Consider the following 23,423-nt stretch of genomic DNA (forward strand, 5'->3'; position numbering starts at 1 on the left):
CCACGCCGCGCTATGGCAGCGCGACTTCTCACTGGGACGGCTTTGTACTGGAGCGCCACCTGCTGCCCGCCGGCGCCCTGGACACCACGGTCATGCCCGTGCACTGCCTGGCCGTCCCGATCGGCCGGCATCCCGTCGCGATCCGCTGGCACGTCAACGGGCGGCGCCTGGACGGGGCGATGGCGCCAAACCAGGTCTATTTTCGCGCCGCAGGCGATGCGCTTTCCAGCGCCTGGTCAGCCCCGCTGGATGCCATCTATTTTTCCGTGCGGCCCGATGCCGTTGTCCTGGCGCATGAACAGACGCACGAACGCAGCGCGCCCGAGCTGCGCTCGGACTTCGCCGGCGGCGCCGACAATGGCCTGGTGCAACTGGTGCTGGCGCTGGACGCCCATGTCCGGGGCGGCAGCGTGGGCGGAAGCCTGCTCGACCAATCCTTGCTGCTGGCCATCAGCCTGCGCGTGGGCCTCCTCTATGGCGGCGGGAGGCAGGACGCAAGCGCTCTGGCAGCCCGGCAACGGGGTCTTTTGTCCAGGCACACGCTGGCGCGGCTGGACGATTTCATCCTCGCCCACCTGTCTCAGCCGCTCACCATCGACGCGATCGCCGCAGCGGTTCATATCAGCCCCTTCCACCTGTGCCGGATGTTCCGCAAGACGCGCCAGGTCAGCCTTTGGCAATACGTGCTGAGTTGCCGCGTCGAGTATGCGCGCAAACTGATACGGCGCCACCCCGATATGTCCCTGTCCGATGTGGCGGCCGCAAGCGGGTTCGATTCCTACACACAATTCTTCGCTGCCTTCCGCAAGTTCAGCGGGGCATCGCCAAGCGATTTCCGCCGCAATGCGCATGTGCAGGCCAGGCAAGCCTGACCTGACAGCCGACGCACAAGCCTGCTCCCCAGAATTATTCGCAAGAAACCGCAAGTACGGGCGTGGCGGATCTCGTATTGTCCTTCTATCCCCCCGAATGGGGGACAAGTCAGACAGAGCAAGGCGGGCAATCAGGCCGCGCGGGGTAACCCCCCCGGCAGGTGCGCGGCGCAGGCGCCCAGGGGGAGCGCGATGAAAGAAGAAGTGATGCATCAGACCATACGAGGTCTGTACGAGGGCATCCTTGACGAAACCGCCTGGCAGTCCAGCCTGGCCCTGCTGCGCGATGCCAGTGAAAGCATGCACGCCGCGCTGGTGGAGTTCGACGCGCTCAGCCAGCGGTTGCGGGTCAGCGAGATCCATGCCCTGAACCAGGAACTGGTCGACGCCTACAACGACCACTACCAGGCCGAGGACCCGTCGCGGACATACACGCGCCAGATGGCGGTGGGTGACTGGTATATCGATTCGCGCGACCTGGGCCTGGCAAATATGAGCCGGCTGCCCTTTTATAGCGAGTTCATGCACGGGTTCAATCTGAGTTCCGTCATGGGCTGCCTGGTCGAGCGCAAGCCGCACCGCGAAATCTATTTGTCGCTGCAAAAGCCGCTCGGACAACAACCGTTCCACGCTGACGACGCGCGCCGGCTAGGCTGGGCCATCCCGCACCTGCGTCAGGCACTGAGCCTGCGCGAGCGCACGCTGGACGTCACCATGCTCGGTGAACTGTCTGCGCAAGTGCTGGAACGACTCCCCTTTGGCCTGATCGTCGTCGCGCCCGACGGCAAGGTGCTGCTCAGCAATGCCCGTGGCGAACACTGGGTGAGGCGGCTGTTGCCGGGCAAGCAGGGTGAGCCCGGAGCCCGGGCGTGCCATGACGACTGGTGCCTGAGCCGGCCGTTCCGGGAGATGCTGGCTGCGGCCTGCAGCCCTGAAGCGGCCATGCCGGCCCAGGCCGCGCATGCCCGTGACGATAGCGGGCACAGCGCAAGCGTCATCGTGCTGCCGCTGCCGCCGGCCCATCGCCTGGCCAGCCGATGGCAGCGCCCCGCCGCCCTGGTTGCAGTCCGCGAGGTCGGCGCTGCTCCGCCCCAGCCCCTGCTGGCGGGCGTGCTACGCGAACTGTATGGCCTCACCGCATCCGAGGTTCGACTGGCGACCGTGCTCACCGCGGGCATCGGGCTGCCCGAAGCCTGCGCGCGGCTCGGAATCCGCCACGAGACTGCCCGCAGCCAGCTCAAGGCGATCTTCAACAAGACCGAGACCGGCAGCCAGGCCAGCCTCGCTCACCTGCTGAGCGAACTTGGTGCGTGCATGGGCCCTGGCTGATGACGGTCCGTTGCCGCTTTCGAGGGCCACGGACATTTCGAATACCAGGGAGCAATATTCACGTCTACACCGGGCCAGCGCATCCGACCCGCCTGCTATCTCCGATCCCCGTGCCGTCTCACCGGGCCGCCGCCCGTAGTGCCGCCATGAACTGCAGCATGGCCTCCGACGGCAGCTCATTCTTGCGGGTGACAATGCCGTAGCTCGACATGGCGCGCCGGATCGGCACCGGCACGTGCGCCAGCATGCCTTCCGCGACGAAGCGCTCGACCACGGCGCGCGGCTGCAGCGAAAGCATATCCGTCGCCTGCAGCAGTTCCAGGGTGGAAAAGATTGACGGTGTTTCCACCATGCCGACCAGGCCCTGGATGCCTGCCGCCGCAATGGTTTCATCGAACAGTTGCCGGATGGCGGTGAGCTGCGGGTAAAGGATCCACGGCCATGCGCCGATGTCGGCAATTTCCAGCGTGGGCCTGTCCAGCAGGGGATGTCCCGGCCGGCAGACGACCCATACCGGCTCTGGCGACAGTGCCTCGAAATCGAAGATCGCCTGGTGCCGTGGCTCGGTCAGACGCCCGACCATGATATCCAGCTTCCGGTCCTCCAGCCAGACGGCGAGCTGGTCACTGCTCTGCTCGATCAGCTTGACGACCAGCCGCGGGCGCTGCTGCAGGATCTCGCGGATCGCCGTGGTCACCACCTGCGCGGCCGACGCCGAAATCGCGCCAACGGTGAGGTGGCCGTGCCCGCCGGCCCGTAGCGCTTCCAGCTCGCTCACAAACTTGCCGAGCTCGGCCAGCGCCGTCGACGCGTAGCGCAGCGCGAACTCGCCCAGTTCGGTCGGGCGCATATCCCTTGGCAAGCGATCGAACAGCCTGGCCTGCAGGGTGTCTTCAATATCGCTCAGTATCTTCGTGGCAGCCGGCTGGGTGATATGCAATTGCTCGGCCGCGATGCGCAGGTTGCGGCTGCGTCCCAGCACATCCAACAGCTGCAGGTGCCGGAAGCGCAGCTTGGCGAGCACGGCGGAAGGGGCGGAAGCAGTCTGTCTGGCCATGAAGGGGTAAACCCGGCTGAATCAATAACTAAACGGAATCGATTCTACCCAATAATCGATTGGATGTTTATGGGACTGCCACGTAGAGTTCCACCCGACGCCACGGTGGTCGCGGCGCTCATGACAACAACATCAGGTGGAGACAATCGATGGCATTGCCGCTCACGCTCAGCGCAACGCAAACGCTTCCTGCCGACGGGCTGGCGGGGACGCTGGTCGGCCGCGCATGGATCCCGGCCAGTGACGGCGCTCCGGCCGGCCCGGCTGTCGTGGTCCTGCGGCCGGATGGGGTATTCGACATATCGGATGTCGCTCCGACCATGAGCACCCTGCTCGAACAGGGCGACCCGGTGACGGTCGTGCACAATACGCCCGGCCGCTGGATCGGCAAGCTCGACGACCTGCTGGCCAACACGGCCGATCCGCGCGGCAGCGACAGCGTGGCCCGCCTGCTGGCGCCATGCGACCTGCAGGTGATCAAGGCGGCAGGCGTGACCTTTGCCGGCAGCCTGGTCGAGCGTGTCATCGAAGAGCAGACCAAGGGCGACCCGCAAGGCGCCGCCGAGGTCCGCAACCGGATCCAGGCGCTGGTGGGCGAGCGCCTGTCCCGGATCCGGCCGGGTTCCCGCGAGGCGGGCGAACTCAAGGCCTTGCTGATCGAGCATGGCATGTGGTCACAATACCTTGAGGTGGGCATCGGCCCGGACGCCGAGATCTTCACCAAGGCACCGCTGCTTTCGGCGCTTGGCACCGGCACGGAAATCGGCCTGCATCCCGGCTCGGCATGGAACAATCCGGAACCCGAGATCGTGCTGGCCATCAACAGCCGCGGTGATGTGCTCGGCGCCACGCTGGGCAATGACGTCAACCTGCGCGACTTCGAGGGCCGCAGTGCGTTGCTGCTGGGCAAGGCCAAGGACAATAACGGCTCCTGCGCGATCGGTCCGTTCCTGCGCCTGTTCGACCAGAGCTTCTCGCTCGACGACGTGCGGCGGGCGACGGTGGATCTGCGCGTCGATGGCCTGGACGGCTTCGTGTTGTCCGGCACCAGCTCGATGGACCAGATCACGCGCGACCCGCTGGAGCTGGCCGAGCAGGCAATGGGGGCGACCCACCAGTATCCTGATGGCGCCATGCTGTTCCTCGGCACGCTGTTCGCGCCGGTGGAAGACCGCGACACCGCGGGCGGCGGCTTCACCCACAAGGATGGTGATCTTGTCACCATCTCCAGCCGCCAGCTCGGCAGCCTGGTCAACCGCGTGGGCCGCAGCGACCGTATCACTCCGTGGACGTTCGGCGTACGCGCCCTGATGGCCAACCTGGCCGCACGTGGCCACACCACTTTCTGAACGGCGATTTCTGAACGGGCGCCACGGCGCCCCGCCCTGAACACCGCAGCAACCCTCGCGCAAGCAAAAGACGGGGATGCCGCAATCCATGACATGAGGCCGCGGCGCGGCTTCGTACCGGAGACAAACCCATGCAGACTCAAGCTGCCAACCGCGATCCGCTCGCAAGCGCGGTAAGCAAGGCCCGCCTGCGCCTCGCTCCTTTCCTTGCACTGATGTTCGCGCTGTCGATGCTCGACCGCTCCAACGTCGGCTTCGTCAAGCAAGCCCTGATGGTCGATTCCAATATCGGCAATGCGGCCTATGCGCTTGGCGCCGGCATCTTCTTCATCGGCTATGCCGTCTTCGAAATCCCCAGCAACCTGATCCTGCACCGGGTCGGCGCCAGGGTCTGGCTCAGCCGCATCATGGTCACCTGGGGGCTGGCGTCGGCGGCCATGATGTTCGCGCATGACGAGACCTCGTTCTACGTGCTGCGCTTTATCCTTGGCGTCGCCGAGGCGGGCTTCTCGCCGGGCGTGATCCTGTACTCGACCTACTGGTTCCCTGCCAGCCAGCGCGGCAAGGCGCTCGGCGTCTACTACTTCGGCTTGCCGGTGGCACTGGTGCTGGGCGGGCCGGTCTCGGGGCTGCTGCTCGATGTGATGGGTGGCCAGCTGGGCCTGCGCAACTGGCAATGGATGTTCATCATCGAAGGCCTGGCGGCGTCCGTGGTGGGCGTGATCGCCTTCTTCTACCTGGTCAGCAAGCCGCGCGATGCCAAGTGGCTGAACGCCGACGAGAAGACTGCGCTCGAAGCCGCTATCGCCGCGGAAGACAACCAGAAGACCGCGCATGGCCCGGCAACCGCACTGAGCGCGCTGGGCAACTGGCAAGTGCTGCGTTTCGTCGCCATCTACTTCGCCATCCAGGTCAGCGTCTACGGCGTCATCTTCTACCTGCCGACGCGTATTTCCGAGCTGACCGGCACAGCGATCGGTGCCAAGGTCGGCCTGCTCACCGCGATTCCGTGGCTGTGCGCGCTGGTTTCCCTGCGCCTGATCACCGGCATTGCGGATGCCAGGGGCAAGCAACGGGAATTCGCCATGGCCATGCTCGCCATGGCGGCCACCGGCATCGCACTGTCGACGCTGGGGCACGAACTGGCGCCCGTGCTGATGGCGTTCTGCCTGGCTACCGTCGGCTTTGTCGTGGTCCAGCCGCTGTTCTGGACGCTGCCCACCGCGTACCTGAGTGGCACCGCCGCGGCCAGCGGCATCGCCCTGATCGGTGCGCTGGGCAATCTCGGTGGCTTTATCGCGCCGACGCTGAAGACCGCGGTCGAATCCGCATTCCATAGCCAGCAAGCGGGCATGCTGGCCCTGGCCATCGCAGGCGTGGTCGGTGTGCTGCTGCTGATGAGCATCGGCGCACGGGCCCGCCGCACCGCGACATTGCGGCTTGGCTCCTCCGAGGCGGCCTGACTGTGTCCCGTATTCCCTGCACCAAAACACCCTGACATGACCATCCTCGGACTTCACTACATCGGCGGCGAACGCCGTGCTGCCGGCACCCCGCTGTTCAGCATCGACGCCGTGACCGGCGAGCGGCACCCGGTCAGCTTCCAGGAAGCCACCGAAGCCGACGCTGCAGCAGCCGCGCTGGCCGCGCACCAGGCCTTCCCCGCATTGCGCGCCACCAGCCCGGCCGAACGCGCCGCGCTGCTGGAGACCATTGCCGATGAAATCGATGCGCTGGACCAGGCGTTCATCGCGGCGGCCAGCCGCGAGACCGCCCTGCCGCCGGCGCGGCTGGAAGGCGAGCGCAAGCGCACCAGCAATCAACTGCGCATGTTCGCGGCCACGGTACGGCGCGGCGACTTCCTCGATGTCCGCATCGACCGCGCGCAGCCTGCACGCCAGCCGCTGCCGCGACCCGACCTGCGGCAGTACCGCGTCGGCGTGGGTCCGGTGGCGGTCTTCGGCGCAGGCAATTTCCCGCTCGCATTCTCGGTGGCCGGCGGCGACACGGCTTCGGCGCTGGCAGCGGGCTGCCCGGTGGTGGTGAAGGCGCATCCGGGCCACATGGTCACGTCTGAATACGTTGCCAATGCGATCGAACGCGCGATCGCGCGCTGCGGTGCGCAGGCGGGCGTCTTCAACATGGTGTTCGGCACCGCAGCCGCCGGGGCGGCACTGGTACGGACGCCGCACATCAAGGCAGTAGGCTTTACCGGATCACTGGCTGCGGGCCGGGCTTTGTTCGATCTGGCGCACTCGAGGCCGGATCCGATTCCGGTGTTTGCGGAGATGTCGAGCGTGAACCCGGTGATCCTGATGCCCTCGGCACTGTCCGCGCGCGGCGCGCAGATTGCGCGCGAACTGGCGGCCTCGGTCACCTTCGGCTGCGGCCAGCTCTGCACCAACCCGGGGGTGGTGCTTGGCATCCGCTCACCGGCATTCGATGCGTTCGTCGCCGAACTTGGCACGGCACTGGCGCTGGCCGAACCGCAGCCCATGCTGGGCGCCGACATCCGGGAGAATTTCCAGCGCGGGCTGGCCGGCTTGCGCGAAGTCCCCGGCGTGGAAGTCCTGGTGTCAAAGCAAGCTGACGGCCGCATTGGCGGACATCTGCTGAAGGCAGATCGCAGCGTGCTGTTTGCGGAAAATCGTCCGCTGGAGGAGGAGGTATTCGGCCCGTCGACGGTGATCGTCGCGCTGGATTCCGAAAATGACTTCCTGGCCTTTGCCGAACGGATGCGCGGCCAGCTTACGGCCACGCTGATGGCCGACGACGGTGACCTCCATCACCACGCCGCGCTGATCGAGCTATTGGAAAGCAAGGTCGGCCGTTTGCTCTTCAACGGTTATCCGACCGGCGTGGAGGTCAGCGACGCCATCGTCCACGGTGGCCCCTACCCGGCTACCACCGATGCGCGCGGCACCTCCGTCGGCAGCGCTGCCATCGAGCGCTTCCTGCGCCCGGTGTGCTACCAGAACTATCCCGATTCCGTGCTCCCACCGGCCTTGCGCGACCGTAACCCGTGGCAGCTGCCGCGCCTGGTCGACGGCGTGCCGACACGCGCCGCGCTGCAAGGCGCGCACGATCTGGAGGCCGCAGCATGAGCGTCGTCCTGGAACAGGAAGCAGCAACCGCCGCCGAACCCGTCATACGGCTGCATCCGGATGACGATGTCGTCATCGCGCGTGCGCAACTGGTGGCAGGCGCGCGCCTCGGCGCAGGCCTGGTGGTACGCGGCCTGGTGCCCGCAGGGCACAAGCTGGCAGTGCGCGCACTCGAGGCTGGCGCGCCGGTGCGCCGCTACGGACAGGTCATCGGCTTCACCACTCGCCCGGTCGCGCCTGGCGAGCACGTCCACACCCACAACCTGGCCATCGGCGAGTTCGAGCGCGACTACGCGTTTGGCACCGGTAAGCGCCCTGCCCCGGTCGCGGCGCAGCGCGCGCAATTCATGGGCATCGTTCGCGCCGATGGGCGGGTCGGCTCGCGCAACTACATCGGCATCCTTACCTCCGTCAATTGCTCGGCCACCGCGGCACGCGCCATCGCCGAGCATTTCCGGCGCGAGCTCAATCCGCATGCGCTGGCAGACTACCCGAACGTGGATGGCGTAGTGGCCCTGACGCACGGGCAAGGCTGCGCGGTGGATGGCGAAGGCGAAGGCCTGGCGCTGCTGCGGCTCACGTTGTCGGGCTATGCGCGCCACCCCAACTTTGCAGCCGTGCTGATCGTCGGGCTGGGCTGCGAAACCAACCAGATCGACGGCCTGCTCGACAGCGAGGGACTGGCGCGCGGCGCCGCGCTGAAAACCATGACCATCCAGGCCACCGGCGGCACGGCCCGTACGGTGGCGGCAGGCATCGAGCAGATCAAGGCGATGCTGACCGACGCCAACCGGGTGCGACGCGAGCCCGTCGATGCCAGCCACCTGGTGGTCGGACTGCAATGCGGCGGCTCCGACGGCTATTCCGGCATCAGCGCCAATCCCGCGCTTGGCGCAGCCGTCGACCGGCTGGTGGCGCACGGGGGTACCGCCATCCTGTCGGAGACGCCGGAGATCTATGGCGCCGAGCATTTGCTGACGCGCCGTGCCGTCTCGCCGGAAGTCGGGCACAAGCTGCTCGACCGGATCCGCTGGTGGGAAGCCTACTGCACGCGCATGAACGCCAGCCTGGACAACAACCCGTCCGCCGGCAACAAGGCGGGCGGGCTCACCACCATCCTGGAGAAATCGCTCGGTGCCGTGGCAAAGGGCGGCACCACCAACCTGGTCGACGTATACCGCTACGCAGAGCCGGTGGAGGCGGCTGGCCTGGTCTTCATGGACACCCCTGGCTACGATCCGGTCTCGGCGACCGGGCAGGTGGCCGGCGGCGCCAACCTGATCTGCTTTACCACCGGGCGCGGCTCCGCCTATGGCTGTGCACCGTCCCCGTCCCTGAAGCTCGGCACCAATACTGCCTTGTGGCAGCGCCAGCAGGAGGATATCGACATCAACTGCGGCACCGTGATCGATGGCTCGCAGACGATCGACGAGCTTGGGGAAGAGATCTTCCGCCTGATGCTGGCGACGGCTTCGGGACAGCGCTCAAAAAGCGAACTGCACGGTTACGGCCAGAACGAGTTCGTTCCCTGGCAGCTTGGCGCGATCACCTGACGGGGCGTCGCTCGCAGAATTAGCGCTTCTCAGCAGCAGCTGCGCGCGGGGAATCAGTCGGGGGCGACCGCCACACGTACCTGCTTCAATGCCTGGAACGGTTCCAACTGCTCGGCCGTGGCCGCCGCATCGGTAATCAACGTCCATGCGCGGTCGAGCGGCGTCCAGTGCTGCTGCTGTGCCCGGCCCAGCTTGGTAGCGTCGGCCAGCACAAAGATATCGGCCGCCTGGCGGACGATGCACTCCTTCAGGTAGGCTTGCTCCGCGCTGGCTTCGCACAGCCCCACGCCTGCAACCACGCCGTCCGCGCCAAGGAACGCCTTGTCGACGCTGATGCGCGACAGCGTTACCTGGGCCAGCGGACCGAAGGTGCCCATGCTGGAGGGGCGCACGTCGCCGCCGATCAGCGTCACGCGGATGCCGGGCAGGCCGGTGAGCGCGGTGACGGCCAGCAGGTTGGTGGTATAGACATGGAGGTCCTCGCGCGCCCCCAGCTGCCGAGCCAGCGCGGCGGCCGTGGTGCCGCTATCGAGCAGCACGGCGTCGCCGTCCTGCACGAAGCTCGCCGCCAGGCGGGCAATGGCTTCCTTCTGCTCACGCTGCAGCGACTTGCGCTCCTCAAGCGAAGCCTCGGGCTCGTGGCCGCCCACCTGCATCAGCGCGGCGGCGCCGCCATAGGTCCGCACAATGCGACCCTCGCGAGCCAACGCGGTCAGATCGCGGCGCACCGTGGCCACGGATACCCCGAGGCTGCCGGTCAACTGTTCGACATTGGCGACCTCGCCCGAGAGCACGAGTTCGAGAATGGCGCGGCGGCGGTCGGCGGCTTTCATGGCAGGCGAAATGAAAATGGGGGATCCTCAACGATCCCCGATCTTACAGGAGCCGGCAGCCCCGGCGTACGCCGATGGCTCAGGCGCGGCGCGTGGCCAGCTCAGCGCCCTGGCGCAGCGCCTCCAGCAGGCTGCGTTCGTCGGCGATCCCCTTGCCGGCGATGTCGAAGGCGGTGCCGTGATCAACCGACGTGCGGATGACCGGCAGGCCCACCGTGATGTTGACGCCGGCCTCCAGGCCGAGCACCTTGACCGGCCCGTGGCCCTGGTCGTGGTACATCGCCACCACCAGATCGAAGTCCCCGCGGCCGGCGCGATAGAACAGCGTGTCGGCGGGCAGCGGACCTTCCACGTCCCGGCCGCGCGCGCGCAAGGCCTCGACCGCCGGGATGATTTTTTCCTCCTCCTCGCCGTGGCCGAACAGGCCGTTCTCGCCGGCGTGCGGATTGATGCCGCACACGCCGATACGCGGCGCTGCAATGCCAGCGCGCTGCAGCGTCTGATGGCCGCGCTCAATGGTGCGCTGGACCAGCCCCGGCTCGATCTTGCGGATGGCGTCGAGCAGGCCGATGTGCGTGGTGACGTGGATCACGCGCAGCTTCGGCGCCACCAGCATCATCGACACCTCCGGGGTGCCGGTCAGGTACGCCAGCATTTCCGTGTGGCCGGGAAACTTGTGACCCCCCGCGTGCAGGGCTTCCTTGTTCAGCGGCGCTGTGCAGATCGCATCGATCTTCTCGTCGCGGGTCAGCGCCACCGCGCGCTCGATGTAGCGGAAGGCGGCATCACCGGCGACGGCGGACAGCTTCCCGAAGGGCAGGCCTTCCGGGATCAGGCCCAGGTCGATGCAGTCGATGGTGCCGGACTGGAAGCGCGCTTCCTCCGGGGCCTGGATGGCGCGCAGCTTGAGCGGGGAGCCGACGAGCCGGCCGGCCACTTCCAGCCGGCGCGCGTCGCCGATGACGAGCGGGCGGCATTGCGCACGAACGCTGTCATGCGCGAGGCTCTTGACGATGACTTCGGGGCCGATGCCTGTGGCATCGCCCATGGTGATACCGATGACGGGGAGGTAGTCGCTCATTGATGTGTCTCTTGTCGAGTGTGGCGCGGCGCGCCGTCAGGCTGACGGCGCGCGGGATTCAGTCATAGCCTGCCAGGCATGCCACAGAGCGGCCTCGGAGCCGAATGCGCCGGCCTTGGTAGCAACGCGACGCGCGGGCAGGCCGGGCAGCGCAGGGGTGTCGGACAACGGCACACCGGGCTCGACTTCGCGCCGCAGCATCAGGGCGCCGATGCCGGCCGCCGAGAGCATGGCCCGGGCCGTCTCGCCGCCGGTGGCGATCAGGCCGCGCGTATGCTGGAAGCCGGGCAGGGACAATTGCGCCAGCGCGGCGCTCAGGCGCGGCCCTTCGCCCGGGTCGAACGCGTCGTCGCGACCAATGCTGACCAGCAGGTCGCGGCCAGCCCGCAGGCATCCGGTGATCGATTGCTGCGCGGCGTCCCAGTCAGCGTGGCCCGCGCCTTCACGCAAGATCCGCGGCGGAACCACCAGCGACTGCATCCCGGTGCGTTCGCGCAGGCAAGCGGCCTGTCGCCCGGAGATGCCCGAGAGGCTGCCGACCAGCGTCAAGACCGGGCCGCCCTCAGGGGCAGGCAGCGGCTGCGGCGCACCGCCCTCGAACAGGCATGGTGCAGCCAGCGCACGAGCCAGGCCGCCCGAGCCGACCCAGAATGCGGGGACGTCGAGCTGCGCCGTGGCCGCGGCGAGCGCCGCCAGGTCTTGCTCCGTCTGCGCATCGCAGACTACCGCCCGCACACCTTCGCGCGCCAGTCCGGCGATGGTTAGCCGCAGGGTCGCGTCACCCGCACGCACCGTGTCCAGCGGCAACAGGGTCGCCCGCAGCCCCCGCGCGGCCAGCAGCGCGACAAGGTCGGCACGTCCGGTAAGCGCTTCCAGGCGCCAGATGTCGGAGTCTTCCAGCGGCTGGCCGTTCACGAACATGCAGCCGCCGGCCGTGGTGCGGCCAGTGGCCGGAAAGGCCGGCGCGACGATGGCAAGGCCGGCCAGCGGCGCCAGCGCCGCGGTTTCGGCAGCCCAGTTGCCTCGCAACGTGGAATCGATCTTCTTGTACAGCCGCCGGCTGGCGCCCTGGCCGCGATGCCAGGCTTCGAGATTGCGCGCCGCCGCCTCCTGGGGCGCCATGCGGCGGCTGTCGACGTCGCAAGCCACTACGTCGGCCTGCGACAGGTCCGCGCCCGCAGGCGCCGCCTCCAGCGTTACAACGGTCCGGGCGCCAGACATGGCGTAGCCGATCGCGCAGTCTGCAGCGCCTGACAGGTCGTCGGCGATGATAAGCCAGCTCATGCGGCGGTCCTCACCAACGCCTCGGCCTCCTTGCCCGCCACGCGGCGGGCAATCCAGGCGGTCACCAATGGCGTCAGTACGGCGGTGACCACCACGCAGGCGGCCACCAGGATCGTGGCGCTCTTGGCCGATTCTGCGTAGACCGGATTAGCCGCCGCTACCAGCGTCGGCACGGCGGCGGCATTGCCGGCGGTGCTGGCGGCTGCGACACCTGCCACACCCGTGCCGCCGGTGAGGCGGTCAGCGAAGTACAGCGCGCAGCCGGTGACGGCCACCACGGCAACACCAAGGCCGAGGCCCAGCATGCCCGCCTGCCAGACCTTGTGCAGGTCCAGGCCTGCGCCCAGCGCCAGTGCGAAAAAGGGAATCATGACCGGCACGGCCTTACCCAGGAAATCGCGCATCTCCCGATCCAGGTTGCCCAGCAACATGCCGAGCATGAGCGGAAGAATGCTGCCGACCATCGTCGGCCATGGGAACGCGGACAAACCCGCCACGCCCAGCGTCACCATCGTCAGGAACGGGCCGGACTCGAGCGACATGATGCTGTAGGCGCCCACGTCTTCAGGCTTGCCGTACTGGCCCATCAGCGCCATGTACAGGCCGCCGTTGGTGTCGTTCATCGCGGCCACCACGGCAAGCGTCGACAGGCCGGCAAACATCCCGGCACTGATCGGCGCCTCGCCCAGGAAGTGCCCCATGATCACGCCCAACACCATTGCCGTGCCGACCTTGGTGCCGAACAACACGCCGCCCTTCTTGAGAATGTAAGGCGTGGCTTTGATGTTGATGCTTGCCCCCATGCAGACATAGAACACCGCGAGGATGGGCAGGGCACCGGTAAAAAGCGCGCCGGTAAACGATCCAAAAAACTTCGGCCCATCCGGCGCGAACGTGGCAACGAGCGAACCGATCAGCAGCGGCACGATCATCATGCCGCCGGGCACGCGCTCGATGGCGCGTTTGATAGAAATCTGCATGGTTGTCTCCTGCCGCTGAGGATGCGGCCTTGTATGTTTCGAGCAAACATTTGATCGAATCGATCAAATATCATCAGAGTGTAGTGCAGCTGACTGAATTTGACTAGTTCAATCATTTATTTGATCGAAAGGATCACATCGAGACAGAATACTGGCAGGTAGCGGGTTCAGAAAAGGCACCGCAGGTCACTCCATTGTGTCCTGCGACATGCCGAGCACCGGCCCTCTGCGTCGTCTATCCGCGATAGCGCCGCGTCTGGCACGAGGTGCTGCAACACTGGCGCCGTGAGGGGCGAGATGCGTGGATCCGTGACACGCCCCTCGCTGAGCCGTTTGAGCTGGAATTTGACGACGGCCATTGGCCAGGGAGCCCGGCATCTTGTTCCTTCAGGTGATCGACCGCAGCGCGGGCGCACTGATCGACGAGATCAACGGCAACAGGCAAGGTGAAGATTGCGAGGACAAGGCCAGGCGGGTCCTAAAGCGATTGAATCAGGATGACAACAGCGCCCGGGCTGGTCTCCCTGGCCGTAGGACGAGGACGTCAAGAAAAGGAATTCCTCTGTAACGAGGCGTCAGGTTCGCCTATGCTGTCCAATGCGGCAGATGCAAAATCCGCACAGGTCCGACGGATCTGAAAACAAGAAGGGGGAAGTCCCCGGAACGGAAAGCGCCATCCGGATTGCGCTTTCCGTGCGCTTGCTTGGCCGAGTCACGGGGTGGTGACCCATCGCACACGAGGCATATTGCCAGCTCGTGGGCGGGATTCTCCGTTGACGACAACATGACAGACGCTTTCCTGTTCAGTAAGCCGTTCACGTTTCTCGCCTGCGCCGGCATGTCGGAAGTCAGGGAAGGGGTTGACGTACTGGAAGCCCTCCCCGGCCACTTGTTCTGGCTCGAGAACGAGGACTATATCCGCCGGGTCTTCGTGCCCGATTTCCTGGAACAGAGCCGCGCCGCCCTTGAGGCGGTGATGCCGGACGGGCCAGCGCTGATCGATGCGATGGCCGACGAGATCCGGCACAGCCCCCGCCTGCTGCCGGATCTGCAGCGCCTCTCTCCGGAGGTGGCCGCTGCCGCCCACTCGTACTGCTATTGGCGCTACAGCGCAGACGTGGTCGGGCGCGCGCAGGGAATTCCGCGCAGCGCCATCGAGCGCCAGTTCGACCGGGCCGCGCGGCCTCGGGACGGCGCGCACAAGCTGCAATGGATCTGCCCGTGCTGCGACGGACTGGCGCATTATCAGGTCGACGGGCTGCTGGCCTCGCAGCGGCCGGCACGGCAAGGCGGTTTCTCACTCGAATGCGCACACTGCGGACACCAGGAACGGCTGTACGCCGGTTTCCTGCATGCGGGCCGGCTGGAATGCCGCTGCGCGCATTGCACGGGGTTTATCAGGACGCTGGCCGGCCAGCTGGCCAGGCCTGCGCGCAGGCTGTGCGCGGCGCTGGAGGACTATGCATGGATGCATGCCGTGGATACCGCGGCAGAAATCCGCGAACTCTGGGAAACGTCATTGCAGATGCTGGCAAGCGGTGCCAGGCCGTCAGACAACGCGATGGCATTCGCCCTGGCCATCCAGTCAGGCGAGGCGCGCCCGATCCCGGAGATCCTCAGCCAGATCGACCCGACCCTCGAAGGCCGGTTCGACAAGAATCCAAGGGCCTGGGTACTGCTGTGCGAGCTGCTGCGCGAAGGCGTGCTGGACGCCGACTGCGCAATCTATGACCACGACGGCCGCCAGCACGTGGCACTTGAGCTAGCCCTGCTCGAAGACGACCAGGCGGCCGACAGCGCCACTGCGCAGGACAGCCTGGCTACCTTGCTGAAGGGCTACCAGCCACCGGAACGCGATACCTTCATCAACTGGCTGAAGGCGCTGAAGCGCTTGCGGCTTTGCACCGCCAGGTTCAATGCCGCCGTGGACGTTGCCTGGAAGCCCAACCTGGAGCATTGCCGCATCCTGACCGCGCGATGGTCTGACGGCCAGGCAGCGCCCGCCGTGCAAGCCAGCGCCGCGTGGCTGCCCCCCGCGCCGCGCCCGCGCCGCCCGGAACGGCCGGTGTACCTGGACGCAGAGCTGGAGGCGGTGCAGTTGCTGAAGTCGCTGGGCTATATCGTCCTCAGTCCTGAGGAGATTCGCTCGCAACGAGATCCCATCGAGGATATGTCGTGAACCGGAAAGCGCAGTCCCAGGGTGTCGGGAATTTTGTCCGCACTCCGATCATCTGCGGAACGTAGTTCGACTGCCTGAGCCGCGAATGTGTGTGGTTGCCAACCATCGCCTCCTGCCGGCGCCGCACGCTGCCTTGGCGGCAAAAAGTGCGCTTGCTAGACTGTCTTACGCATGCCTGGGCGGGCCTGCGGCAGCACAGCGTCCACCCGCCATGGGCCGCGCAATCAGGCAGGGAGAAGCCAATGAGCAACGACGACAAGCCTGGCGGCACATTGGCGCGGCGCGATTTCCTCCTGACTACCGGGATTGGGGCCATGGCCCTGGGTCTTGGCGCAGGCGCGGATGCCAAGGATGCGCCAGCCGGGGCAAGCGACGCGGCCCAGGCCGCTGGGAGCCTGCCTTCGGGACCGTACAACATCCTGTTCATCCTTGTTGACCAGGAGCGCTACTTCCGACCTGGCGAGTTGCCCAGGGGCTATGGCCTGCCTGCACATGAACGCTTGATGAAGCGCGGTACGACCTTTGTCAATCACCGCATAAATTCATGTGTTTGCACCCCGTCCCGCTCAGTTCTGTACACGGGCCAGCACATCCAGCACACCCGGATGTTCGACAACACGAACTTCCCGTGGATTAGCAGCATGTCAACAGAAATACGGACGCTCGGTGACATGCTGCGTGACGCCGGCTATTACACCGCCTACAAGGGCAAGTGGCACCTCACCAAGGAATTCGAAACCGTCAACAAGCTTGGCACGCCAACCAAGATCTTCACTCAGGAAATGGAAGCCTATGGCTTTTCCGACTACATCGGAATCGGCGACATTATTGCCCACACCAGCGGTGGGTACCTGCACGACGGGGTGATTGCAGCAATGGGTGTGAGCTGGCTGCGCGGGAAAGGGAGCGAGCTCGCGGCACAGGGCAAGCCATGGTTCCTGGCCGTCAACCTCGTCAACCCGCACGACGTGATGTTCTACGACACCGACGCGCCCGGCACCGAGGTTCAGGCAATGCGCGGCCTCGCACATGTCGCGCGCGACCCGGCCGACCCGCTATACGGCAAGCAGTGGCAATTCATGCTGCCGGCAAGCCGGAAACAGGCGCTTGACGCGCCGGGGCGCCCTGCGGCACACCGCGATTTCCTGCGCTCGCACGACGCCCTGGTCGGAGCCATTCCAAATGAAGACGCGCGCTGGCACCGGCGGCACAACTATTACCTGAACTGCATGCGCGATGTCGACCGGAATATCGCTGCCGTATTGGCCGCGCTCGATGCTGCAGGGCTTTCCGACAAGACCATCGTAGTCCTGACATCGGATCACGGTGACATGGACGGTGCCCACCAGCTCCATGCAAAAGGCGCTGTCTCCTATCGGGAGCAGAACAACGTGCCGTTGGTCATTGCCCATCCCGCCTATCACGGTGGCAAGCAGTGTCGCGCCGTCACCTCGCATCTGGACATCGCGCCCACCCTGGTTGCATTGACTGGCGTCGCGACTGACAAGCGCGCAGCCATCGTCAAGGGATTACCGGGAAAGGATTTTTCCCGCTTGCTCGCAAAGCCTGGGGCAGCCGAAGCAAACGCCATTCGCGATGGCGCGCTGTTTTGCTACAACATGCTGGCCTACCTGGATGGCGATTTTCTTTTCAAGGCTGTTGCCCATCTGCAGGGCGGTGGCAAGCCCGACCAGCTCAAGCAGGCCGGTATCCGCCCGGACCTGATGAAGCGCGGCGCAGTGCGTTCGATCTACGATGGACGCTACAGCTTTGCACGGTATTTTTCCCCCAGGCAGCATAACAAGCCGACGACCCTGGAGGAGCTCTACCGGTTCAACGACGTTGAGTTGTACGATCTGCAGACCGATCCATTCGAGATGAACAACCTGGCGGCAGGCGAAAAGCAACGGGAACTACTAGTCGCCATGAACGAAAAGCTGAATCAGCTGATTGATGCCGAGGTTGGCGAGGACCGTGGCCAGATGCTGCCCGGTGGCATTGACGCAGGATGGGAAGTCAGTGCGGAAACGATGGCGGGAGCCTGACCGCACCGGCCCGGACAGCTTAGGCTGCCCGATGGGGCGGCATTGGCTGGCCGCTAGCGCTGTTCGGCCAGGTAGATCCTGGTGAGGCCTTTCGCAATGGCCTCGACGATCTGCTCGCGCCGCAAGGCAATATGCGAAGTCAGGCATTTTTCCCCCTTCTCCCAGTCGTGAGCCTGCAAGGCGTGAACGATTTCAGCGTGTTCGCTCTGGGTGGAATCGCGCCCGATATTCTCCATGTCGATCCAGCGGATAAACCGGATGCGTTCGTTCAGGCTGACCAGCATCCGCTTGAGTTCGGCGTTGCCCGCCATGGCGGCGATGCGCAGGTGAAAACCTTCGTCCAGTTCCACCAGTTGCGGGATCGGGGTATTTGCGGGCACCGACTTGCTGTGCTCGAGGTATCGCGCAAGCTCCTCGATGCTCTCGGCCGAGGCCCGCTCGAACGCCAGGCGCAGGCAATCGCGCTCGATCGTTACGCGTGCTTCGTATAGGTCCAGCATTTCCTGGATATCGAGCGGCCGGCGCACATAGCCGCGGCTGGACTCCACCAGGAAGCCCTCGGTGGCAAGCCGGGTCAGCGCTTCACGCACTGGCGTCCTGCTCACGCCGAGGCGTTCCGCCAGTTCGATCTCATTGAGTCGTTCGCCCGGCTTGAGCTCGTAGGAAATCGCCATCTCGCGCAATCGACTGATGACATCGGATCCCCGTTTGCGCCTGACAGCGGAGATCAGCGGCTTCATGCCGTTGGTTGCTTGCATAGATATTCCTCGTTGGCCGCGATCATACCCGACGCTGCCGAGCCTTCAGGTGACGCATCCATCCCTTCAAGTTTAAGTATACTTAATTGTATCCTGCAGTGTATTCTTATCTCGCCTGCTCGACACTGACTTGGAGACTCCTGGAATGACGAAGATGAACGGCGCTGAAGCCATGGTCCGAATGCTTCAACTGAATGGTGTAAAGCACGTCTTCGGGCTGTGCGGCGATACCAGCCTGCCCTTCTATGACGCCATGGCCCGCCTCGACCATGGGATTGACCACATCCTGACGCGCGATGAGCGCAGCGCCGGCTACATGGCTGACGCCTATGCCCGCGTAACCGGCAAGGTTGGCGTATGCGAGGGGCCCAGTGGGGGCGGAGCCACCTACTTGCTGCCGGGTCTGGTCGAGGCCAATGAGTCTTCAGTGGCTGTGCTTGGGATTACCTCGGACGTATCGGTCGGCTCGCGCGGCAAGTACCCCCTGACCGAACTCGACCAGGAAGCGCTGTACCGCCCCCTCACCAAGTGGAATACCACAATCGACCGCGCCGACCAGATCCCGGGCGCGGTGCGCGGCGCCTTCCGCGCCATGACCACCGGCAAGCCCGGATCCGCGCACCTGTGTTTGCCATACGACGTGCAGAAGCATGAGGTGGATGCTGCCGAGGTATGGGCGCAGCCTGGCCACGACCGCTTCCCTGCCATGCGCTATGCGCCGGACCCGGCCGAGATCGAACGGGCAGCGCAGCGGCTGGTCGCAGCGCGCCTGCCGGTCATCATCTGCGGCGGTGGCGTGGTCATCTCTGGCGCCTGCGCAGAACTGGAAGCGCTGGCCGGCATGCTGAATGCCCCGGTCTGCACCACCGTCAGCGGGCAAGGCAGCCTGGCCGACACCCATCCGCTGAATACCGGCGTGGTCGGTGCCAATGGCGGCATCATGGCCACGCGCGAGATCGTCGCCAAGGCCGATGCCGTGCTGTTCATCGGTTGCCGCGCCGGCTCGACCACCACCGAGCATTGGCGCTTCCCGTCGCGGGACATCGCAATCCTGCATCTCGATGCGGATCCGATGGTGATTGCCGCGAACTACCGCACTGACGTCGCCATGGTTGGCGATGCCCTGCTCGCCCTGAAGGCGCTCAACGCCGCCGTGAGCGACCGCCTGCCCCACCGCCCGTCCGACGCCGCCGACGGCGCCGCGCTGGCCGGTGCCGCGCGTGCCGCCAAGCTTGCCGCCTTCGCACCGCTGGCAGCCTCGCTCGATGTGCCGATCAAGCCGGAACGCGTGGTGGATGCCCTCAACCGGCTGCTGCCGGATGACGCCGTCGTGGTGGCCGACCCCGGCACGCCCTGCCCGTATTTCTCCGCGTATTACAACGCCAGCAAGCCTGGGCGCCATTTCATCACCAACCGGGCCCACGGCGCCCTTGGCTTCTCGATGTCGGCCGGGATCGGCGCGGCCGTTGGGCGCCCGCGTGCGACCGTGGTATCGGTCATGGGCGACGGCAGCTTCGGCTTTACCTGCGGCGAGATGGAAACGCTGACGCGACGCAAGATTCCGCTGAAGATGATCGTGTTCTCGAATGCCGTCTACGGCTGGATCAAGGCAAGCCAGAAGGCCGGCTACGAACAACGCTACTTCTCGGTCGATTTCAGCCGCACGGACCACGCGCGCGTTGCCGAGGCGTTCGGCATCAAGGCCTGGCGCGTGGAAGACCCGGGACAGCTCGATGCCGCGATTCGCGCGGCGCTGGAGCATGATGGTCCGGCGCTGGTCGACGTGATTTCACAAGAACTGCAGGACACCGCCGCACCCGTGAGCCAGTGGATGGGCTGACATCCAGGCCATGTCCAGAACGCTTATCTGATCCGAACCAAAGCTCAACGATGGGAGAGGTATCTATGTCTAGCCGACTTGCGGCACCAGGCCGCCAGAAAGCGCTTGGTGCCGGCGTGGTGGCCCTTGCCTGCCTGCTGCTGCCGCTGACAACGGCAGCAGCAGGGCCTGACAATGCCACGCCACTGAAGCTGGTGGTCACCTTCCCGCCCGGCGGCAGCACCGACATTGCCGCACGCATCATCCAGCCGAAACTGGCGGAGGCGGCCGGGCGGCCCGTGGTCATCGAAAACCGGCCCGGCGCAGCCAGCCAGGTCGCTACCCAGTACGTGGCTCGATCCGCGCCGGACGGCAATACCCTGCTGGTCGCCTTCGATACGCATGCAATCAACCCCGTGGCGAAGTCCAGGCTCCCCTATGACACGTTCAAGGACTTCACTGGCGTCACGTTTGCCGTGCGCTTCCCGCTCGTGATCGGCGCATCGCCCACCGTTCCTGGCAAGGACCTGCGCAGCTTCCTCGACGCTGCGCGGCGTGAGCCGTCCAAATACAGCTACGCCTCCACCGGGCTTGGCTCGATGAACCATCTTGTGGCCGAGGACCTGAAGCGGCAGGCTCGGGTCGAGTTGATGCACGTGCCGTACGCCGGCGGGGGTCCCGCGGTCCAGGCAGTGCTGGGCAATGTGTCCAGCATCACGCTGCTGAGCTATGCGGCCCTGAAGGGCCAGATCTCTGCCAACAAGATCAAGCCGCTGGCCGTGACGGGCGCGCGCCGCCTGCCCGACCTGCCCGATGTTCCAACCGTCATCGAGTCCGGGTTCCCGGACTTCGAGGCCTACTCGTGGATCGGCATCTTCGCACCGGCAGCCACCCCACCTGCGGTCGTCAGGAAACTGACGGAAGATTTCCAGACCGCATTGTCGGACCCGGAAACCAAACGAAAGCTGACCGCGGCCGGCTTCGAGGTCATGGCCACCGATGGTCCCACCGTAGACCGCTATGCGCGCGAGCAATACGAGCGCTGGCACAGCTTCGTCAAGAAGACCGGGCTGAAGCTGGAAGACTGAGGCGGGGCCGAACGCATCGTATTCGGGGGTGTCGCGGACCGGGCCTCGGGGAATCACCTCGAAACTTTGGCCCGGCCTGCGGTTCTAATTTCGTATGGTGAGCAAATTGTCTGCCAATCGGCGCCCCGTCTGGTTCTGGCTTGCAGTCGGCGCCGCGACGGTGCTGATTGGCCTGGTCGTCCTGTCGCCTCCGTTCAAGGCCTTCGTCGACCAGGCCATCGATTGGGCGCGGGCGACGATGGAACAGCACCCCGCGGCAGGCGCGCTGGTCTTCTTCCTGTTCTCGGCCGTGTCTGCCATGCTCGCCTTCGCCTCGAGCGTGGTCCTGGTGCCGCCGGCCACCGAGGTGTGGGGCAAGCCGCTCACCATTGTTCTGCTCTGGGGCGGCTGGCTGCTGGGCGCTGTGGCCGCCTTCGGCATCGGCCGCCTGGCTTATCCATTGCTCGCCCGTAGCGGTTACGAGGACAAGCTCGCGAAATACCAGGACTACGTATCGCAGCGCATGAAATTCTGGGCGGTGCTGCTGTTCTGTATCGCGGTTCCGTCGGAAATTCCCGGTTATCTGTTCGGCTCCATGCATTACCCCTTCCGGAAATTCCTGGCCGCGATGGCCATCGCCGAAGCGGGCTATGCGTTGGGTATCGTCGTCGCCGGGGAAAGCCTGGCAATCGACCGGCCCTTACCTTTCTTTGTCGCCATCGGCATCCTGGCGGTTGTCGCGGTGCTGGCGGGCCTGGTGCTGCGTGCGGTCAGGAAGCACAGGTCTGGCGGCCTGCAACGGCGCTGAACGGGGCCGCCAGGGATCTGCGGGAGACGAATTTCGCCCCACGGCTCCACCGACGTTTGTGCCGAATCGGTCATTCCAGGCCGTTTCCGACGCTACTTGGAACCGCCGACAACTAGCCTAAGATAAATTCTCAAGAGTGCATTTCCGGGGCTTGCTCAGTTGCTTCAGGGGGAGCCATGCGACTAGCTGACTTCATCTTGCGGAATACAGGGCGCATTGTGGCGGTATGGGAGGAGTTTGCGACCACCCTGCTGCCTGCCGCAAGAAGCATGGACTCCCTCGCGCTGCGTGACCACGCACCGCAGATCCTGCAAGCCGTGGCGAAGGATTTGTTGACCCCGCAAACGAGGGAAGCTCAACGCAAAAAATCAATGGGGCAGGCCCCCAGGCTACTCGGTGCGCCGGAGACCGCCGCACAATCACACGCCCTCATGCGCGCGCGCGGTGGCTTCAACATCAATCAACTGGTCGCTGAATACCGGGCGCTGCGCGCCAGCGTGCTGCGTTTGTGGATTGACGAATGTCAGCCGGCCGCCCCGGATCTGGACGAAGTAATGCGGTTCAACGAGGCTATCGATCAGGCAGTCGCGGAATCCGTGGATTTTTTCCATTCGGAGGTAGAGCAGGCTCGCGACCTGTTGCTCGGCATGGTTGGGCACGATATGCGCAGCCCACTGCAGACCATCCAGACGACCGCCACATATCTGGCGGCGCTGAACGCTGGGGAGAAGGTATCGGAAGCTGCAGCCCGGCTGATTCGAAGTGGTTCCCGCATGAATTCTCTTCTGAATGATCTGTGCGATTTCAACCGAACGAAACTCGGCTTGGGTATCAACATCACGCCTGACGACGTCGATCTGGCTGACTTGGTTGCCGATACCGTGGACCAGTTGCGTGCGGCGTATCCGGCCCGCCGCATCGATCTTGAGGTGAAGGGCAACGTGCAGGGTTTTTGGGACGGTCCGCGCCTGCAGCAACTGCTTTCTAATCTGGTGCTCAATGCGATAAGGTACGGCGCGCCGGACGAGCCGGTCCGCGTTGTAGTCACCGGCCATGACGCGGAAGTCCGTCTCGAGGTCAGGAACAGTGGTCCCGCCATTGACCCGCTGTCGCTGCAGCGCCTTTTTGACCCGCTAAGGAGAGGCCCGGATCAGGAGCACAAAAACGCGGACGGCCTCGGACTCGGGCTGTATATAGTGAGCGAGATTACCAAGGCCCATCAGGGATCGATCGAGGCGCGCTCCGACCAGACAGGGACCGCGTTTGACGTGCGTCTGCCGCGTCGCAGGTAACGGGCGCGCGCAG

At 65.5% G+C, this 23,423-nt stretch carries 18 protein-coding genes and 1 pseudogene; 12 read left to right on the forward strand and 7 right to left on the reverse strand.

Features of this window, described 5'->3' with window-relative positions:
* The first annotated feature begins 98 nt into the window (after positions 1-98).
* Complete coding sequence (locus AC3WRI_RS17330; protein WP_439669649.1) at positions 99-872, forward strand: helix-turn-helix transcriptional regulator; 774 nt, start codon at positions 99-101, stop codon at positions 870-872.
* 192 nt (positions 873-1,064) lie between these two features.
* Positions 1,065-2,201 (forward strand): helix-turn-helix transcriptional regulator, encoded by a 1,137-nt coding sequence (locus AC3WRI_RS17335; RefSeq protein WP_492293674.1) that lies wholly within the window; start codon positions 1,065-1,067, stop codon positions 2,199-2,201.
* A gap of 118 nt (positions 2,202-2,319) precedes the next feature.
* Here AC3WRI_RS17335 and AC3WRI_RS17340 read toward each other — a convergent pair whose 3' ends face one another.
* On the reverse strand, positions 2,320-3,258 hold the full coding sequence (locus AC3WRI_RS17340; RefSeq protein ID WP_011616493.1) for a LysR substrate-binding domain-containing protein: 939 nt from the start codon (positions 3,256-3,258) through the stop codon (positions 2,320-2,322).
* A gap of 149 nt (positions 3,259-3,407) precedes the next feature.
* Here AC3WRI_RS17340 and AC3WRI_RS17345 point away from each other — a divergent pair, with 149 nt between their 5' ends.
* The 4 genes from AC3WRI_RS17345 to AC3WRI_RS17360 all read left to right on the forward strand — a co-directional run bounded on the left by AC3WRI_RS17345 (position 3,408) and on the right by AC3WRI_RS17360 (position 9,264).
* A complete protein-coding gene (locus AC3WRI_RS17345) occupies positions 3,408-4,607 on the forward strand; it encodes a fumarylacetoacetate hydrolase family protein (RefSeq protein ID WP_058698307.1) in 1,200 nt (399 codons plus the stop codon).
* A gap of 131 nt (positions 4,608-4,738) precedes the next feature.
* Positions 4,739-6,070: an MFS transporter gene (locus AC3WRI_RS17350; protein WP_058698306.1), complete on the forward strand. Its 1,332-nt coding sequence runs from the start codon at positions 4,739-4,741 to the stop codon at positions 6,068-6,070.
* A 36-nt stretch (positions 6,071-6,106) separates the two neighbouring features.
* Positions 6,107-7,711 carry an aldehyde dehydrogenase (NADP(+)) gene (locus AC3WRI_RS17355; protein ID WP_492293676.1) on the forward strand — a complete coding sequence of 535 codons (1,605 nt, stop codon included), beginning with the start codon at positions 6,107-6,109 and terminating at the stop codon, positions 7,709-7,711.
* Positions 7,708-9,264, forward strand: a complete 1,557-nt coding sequence (locus AC3WRI_RS17360) for a UxaA family hydrolase (protein WP_010812609.1) — start codon at positions 7,708-7,710, stop codon at positions 9,262-9,264. The genes AC3WRI_RS17355 and AC3WRI_RS17360 overlap by 4 nt, the downstream gene beginning before the upstream one ends.
* 53 nt (positions 9,265-9,317) lie before the next feature.
* Here the strand turns inward: AC3WRI_RS17360 and AC3WRI_RS17365 are convergent, their stop codons facing one another.
* From AC3WRI_RS17365 to AC3WRI_RS17385, 5 genes and pseudogenes are all read right to left on the reverse strand, one after another.
* Positions 9,318-10,097 (reverse strand): DeoR/GlpR family DNA-binding transcription regulator, encoded by a 780-nt coding sequence (locus tag AC3WRI_RS17365; RefSeq protein WP_010812610.1) that lies wholly within the window; start codon positions 10,095-10,097, stop codon positions 9,318-9,320.
* 79 nt (positions 10,098-10,176) lie between these two features.
* Positions 10,177-11,178 carry a 4-hydroxythreonine-4-phosphate dehydrogenase PdxA gene (gene pdxA, locus AC3WRI_RS17370; RefSeq protein WP_492293678.1) on the reverse strand — a complete coding sequence of 334 codons (1,002 nt, stop codon included), beginning with the start codon at positions 11,176-11,178 and terminating at the stop codon, positions 10,177-10,179.
* 36 nt (positions 11,179-11,214) lie between these two features.
* Positions 11,215-12,462: a D-threonate kinase gene (gene dtnK, locus AC3WRI_RS17375; RefSeq protein ID WP_492293680.1), complete on the reverse strand. Its 1,248-nt coding sequence runs from the start codon at positions 12,460-12,462 to the stop codon at positions 11,215-11,217.
* On the reverse strand, positions 12,459-13,442 hold the full coding sequence (locus AC3WRI_RS17380; RefSeq protein WP_010812613.1) for a 2-keto-3-deoxygluconate permease: 984 nt from the start codon (positions 13,440-13,442) through the stop codon (positions 12,459-12,461). The genes dtnK and AC3WRI_RS17380 overlap by 4 nt, the downstream gene beginning before the upstream one ends.
* 235 nt (positions 13,443-13,677) lie before the next feature.
* Positions 13,678-13,859: pseudogene (locus AC3WRI_RS17385) on the reverse strand (2,4-dienoyl-CoA reductase); the annotation flags it as partial.
* Between the two features lie 367 nt (positions 13,860-14,226).
* Between AC3WRI_RS17385 and AC3WRI_RS17390 the strand changes: the two are divergent.
* A complete protein-coding gene (locus tag AC3WRI_RS17390) occupies positions 14,227-15,621 on the forward strand; it encodes a hypothetical protein (RefSeq protein ID WP_492293682.1) in 1,395 nt (464 codons plus the stop codon).
* A gap of 242 nt (positions 15,622-15,863) precedes the next feature.
* Entirely contained in the window at positions 15,864-17,666 is a 1,803-nt protein-coding gene (locus AC3WRI_RS17395; RefSeq protein WP_492293683.1) for a sulfatase family protein, read from the forward strand.
* Positions 17,667-17,719: 53 nt separating this feature from the next.
* Here the strand turns inward: AC3WRI_RS17395 and AC3WRI_RS17400 are convergent, their stop codons facing one another.
* Positions 17,720-18,424 (reverse strand): GntR family transcriptional regulator, encoded by a 705-nt coding sequence (locus AC3WRI_RS17400; protein ID WP_010812617.1) that lies wholly within the window; start codon positions 18,422-18,424, stop codon positions 17,720-17,722.
* A 145-nt stretch (positions 18,425-18,569) separates the two neighbouring features.
* On the opposite strand from AC3WRI_RS17400, the gene AC3WRI_RS17405 reads away from it, so the two are divergent.
* The 4 genes from AC3WRI_RS17405 to AC3WRI_RS17420 all read left to right on the forward strand — a co-directional run bounded on the left by AC3WRI_RS17405 (position 18,570) and on the right by AC3WRI_RS17420 (position 23,410).
* On the forward strand, positions 18,570-20,264 hold the full coding sequence (locus tag AC3WRI_RS17405; protein ID WP_011616486.1) for a thiamine pyrophosphate-binding protein: 1,695 nt from the start codon (positions 18,570-18,572) through the stop codon (positions 20,262-20,264).
* A gap of 65 nt (positions 20,265-20,329) precedes the next feature.
* Positions 20,330-21,331 (forward strand): tripartite tricarboxylate transporter substrate binding protein, encoded by a 1,002-nt coding sequence (locus AC3WRI_RS17410; RefSeq protein WP_011616485.1) that lies wholly within the window; start codon positions 20,330-20,332, stop codon positions 21,329-21,331.
* A 94-nt stretch (positions 21,332-21,425) separates the two neighbouring features.
* A complete protein-coding gene (locus tag AC3WRI_RS17415; protein WP_011616484.1) occupies positions 21,426-22,118 on the forward strand; it encodes a TVP38/TMEM64 family protein in 693 nt (230 codons plus the stop codon).
* A 176-nt stretch (positions 22,119-22,294) separates the two neighbouring features.
* Positions 22,295-23,410, forward strand: coding sequence for a sensor histidine kinase (locus AC3WRI_RS17420; RefSeq protein ID WP_492293685.1), 1,116 nt, complete (start codon positions 22,295-22,297; stop codon positions 23,408-23,410).
* Positions 23,411-23,423 lie beyond the last annotated feature (13 nt).

This window comes from Cupriavidus sp. FW305-27, from assembly GCF_058787995.1.

Coding starts and splice junctions, on each gene's coding strand:
- AC3WRI_RS17335 (WP_492293674.1), top strand. CDS start 1,065: ATGAAAGAAGAAGTGATGCATCAGACCATACGAGGTCTGTACGAGGGC.
- AC3WRI_RS17340 (WP_011616493.1), bottom strand. CDS start 3,258: ATGGCCAGACAGACTGCTTCCGCCCCTTCCGCCGTGCTCGCCAAGCTG.
- AC3WRI_RS17345 (WP_058698307.1), top strand. CDS start 3,408: ATGGCATTGCCGCTCACGCTCAGCGCAACGCAAACGCTTCCTGCCGAC.
- AC3WRI_RS17350 (WP_058698306.1), top strand. CDS start 4,739: ATGCAGACTCAAGCTGCCAACCGCGATCCGCTCGCAAGCGCGGTAAGC.
- AC3WRI_RS17355 (WP_492293676.1), top strand. CDS start 6,107: ATGACCATCCTCGGACTTCACTACATCGGCGGCGAACGCCGTGCTGCC.
- AC3WRI_RS17360 (WP_010812609.1), top strand. CDS start 7,708: ATGAGCGTCGTCCTGGAACAGGAAGCAGCAACCGCCGCCGAACCCGTC.
- AC3WRI_RS17365 (WP_010812610.1), bottom strand. CDS start 10,097: ATGAAAGCCGCCGACCGCCGCCGCGCCATTCTCGAACTCGTGCTCTCG.
- pdxA (WP_492293678.1), bottom strand. CDS start 11,178: ATGAGCGACTACCTCCCCGTCATCGGTATCACCATGGGCGATGCCACA.
- dtnK (WP_492293680.1), bottom strand. CDS start 12,462: ATGAGCTGGCTTATCATCGCCGACGACCTGTCAGGCGCTGCAGACTGC.
- AC3WRI_RS17380 (WP_010812613.1), bottom strand. CDS start 13,442: ATGCAGATTTCTATCAAACGCGCCATCGAGCGCGTGCCCGGCGGCATG.
- AC3WRI_RS17390 (WP_492293682.1), top strand. CDS start 14,227: ATGACAGACGCTTTCCTGTTCAGTAAGCCGTTCACGTTTCTCGCCTGC.
- AC3WRI_RS17395 (WP_492293683.1), top strand. CDS start 15,864: ATGAGCAACGACGACAAGCCTGGCGGCACATTGGCGCGGCGCGATTTC.
- AC3WRI_RS17400 (WP_010812617.1), bottom strand. CDS start 18,424: ATGCAAGCAACCAACGGCATGAAGCCGCTGATCTCCGCTGTCAGGCGC.
- AC3WRI_RS17405 (WP_011616486.1), top strand. CDS start 18,570: ATGACGAAGATGAACGGCGCTGAAGCCATGGTCCGAATGCTTCAACTG.
- AC3WRI_RS17410 (WP_011616485.1), top strand. CDS start 20,330: ATGTCTAGCCGACTTGCGGCACCAGGCCGCCAGAAAGCGCTTGGTGCC.
- AC3WRI_RS17415 (WP_011616484.1), top strand. CDS start 21,426: ATGGTGAGCAAATTGTCTGCCAATCGGCGCCCCGTCTGGTTCTGGCTT.
- AC3WRI_RS17420 (WP_492293685.1), top strand. CDS start 22,295: ATGCGACTAGCTGACTTCATCTTGCGGAATACAGGGCGCATTGTGGCG.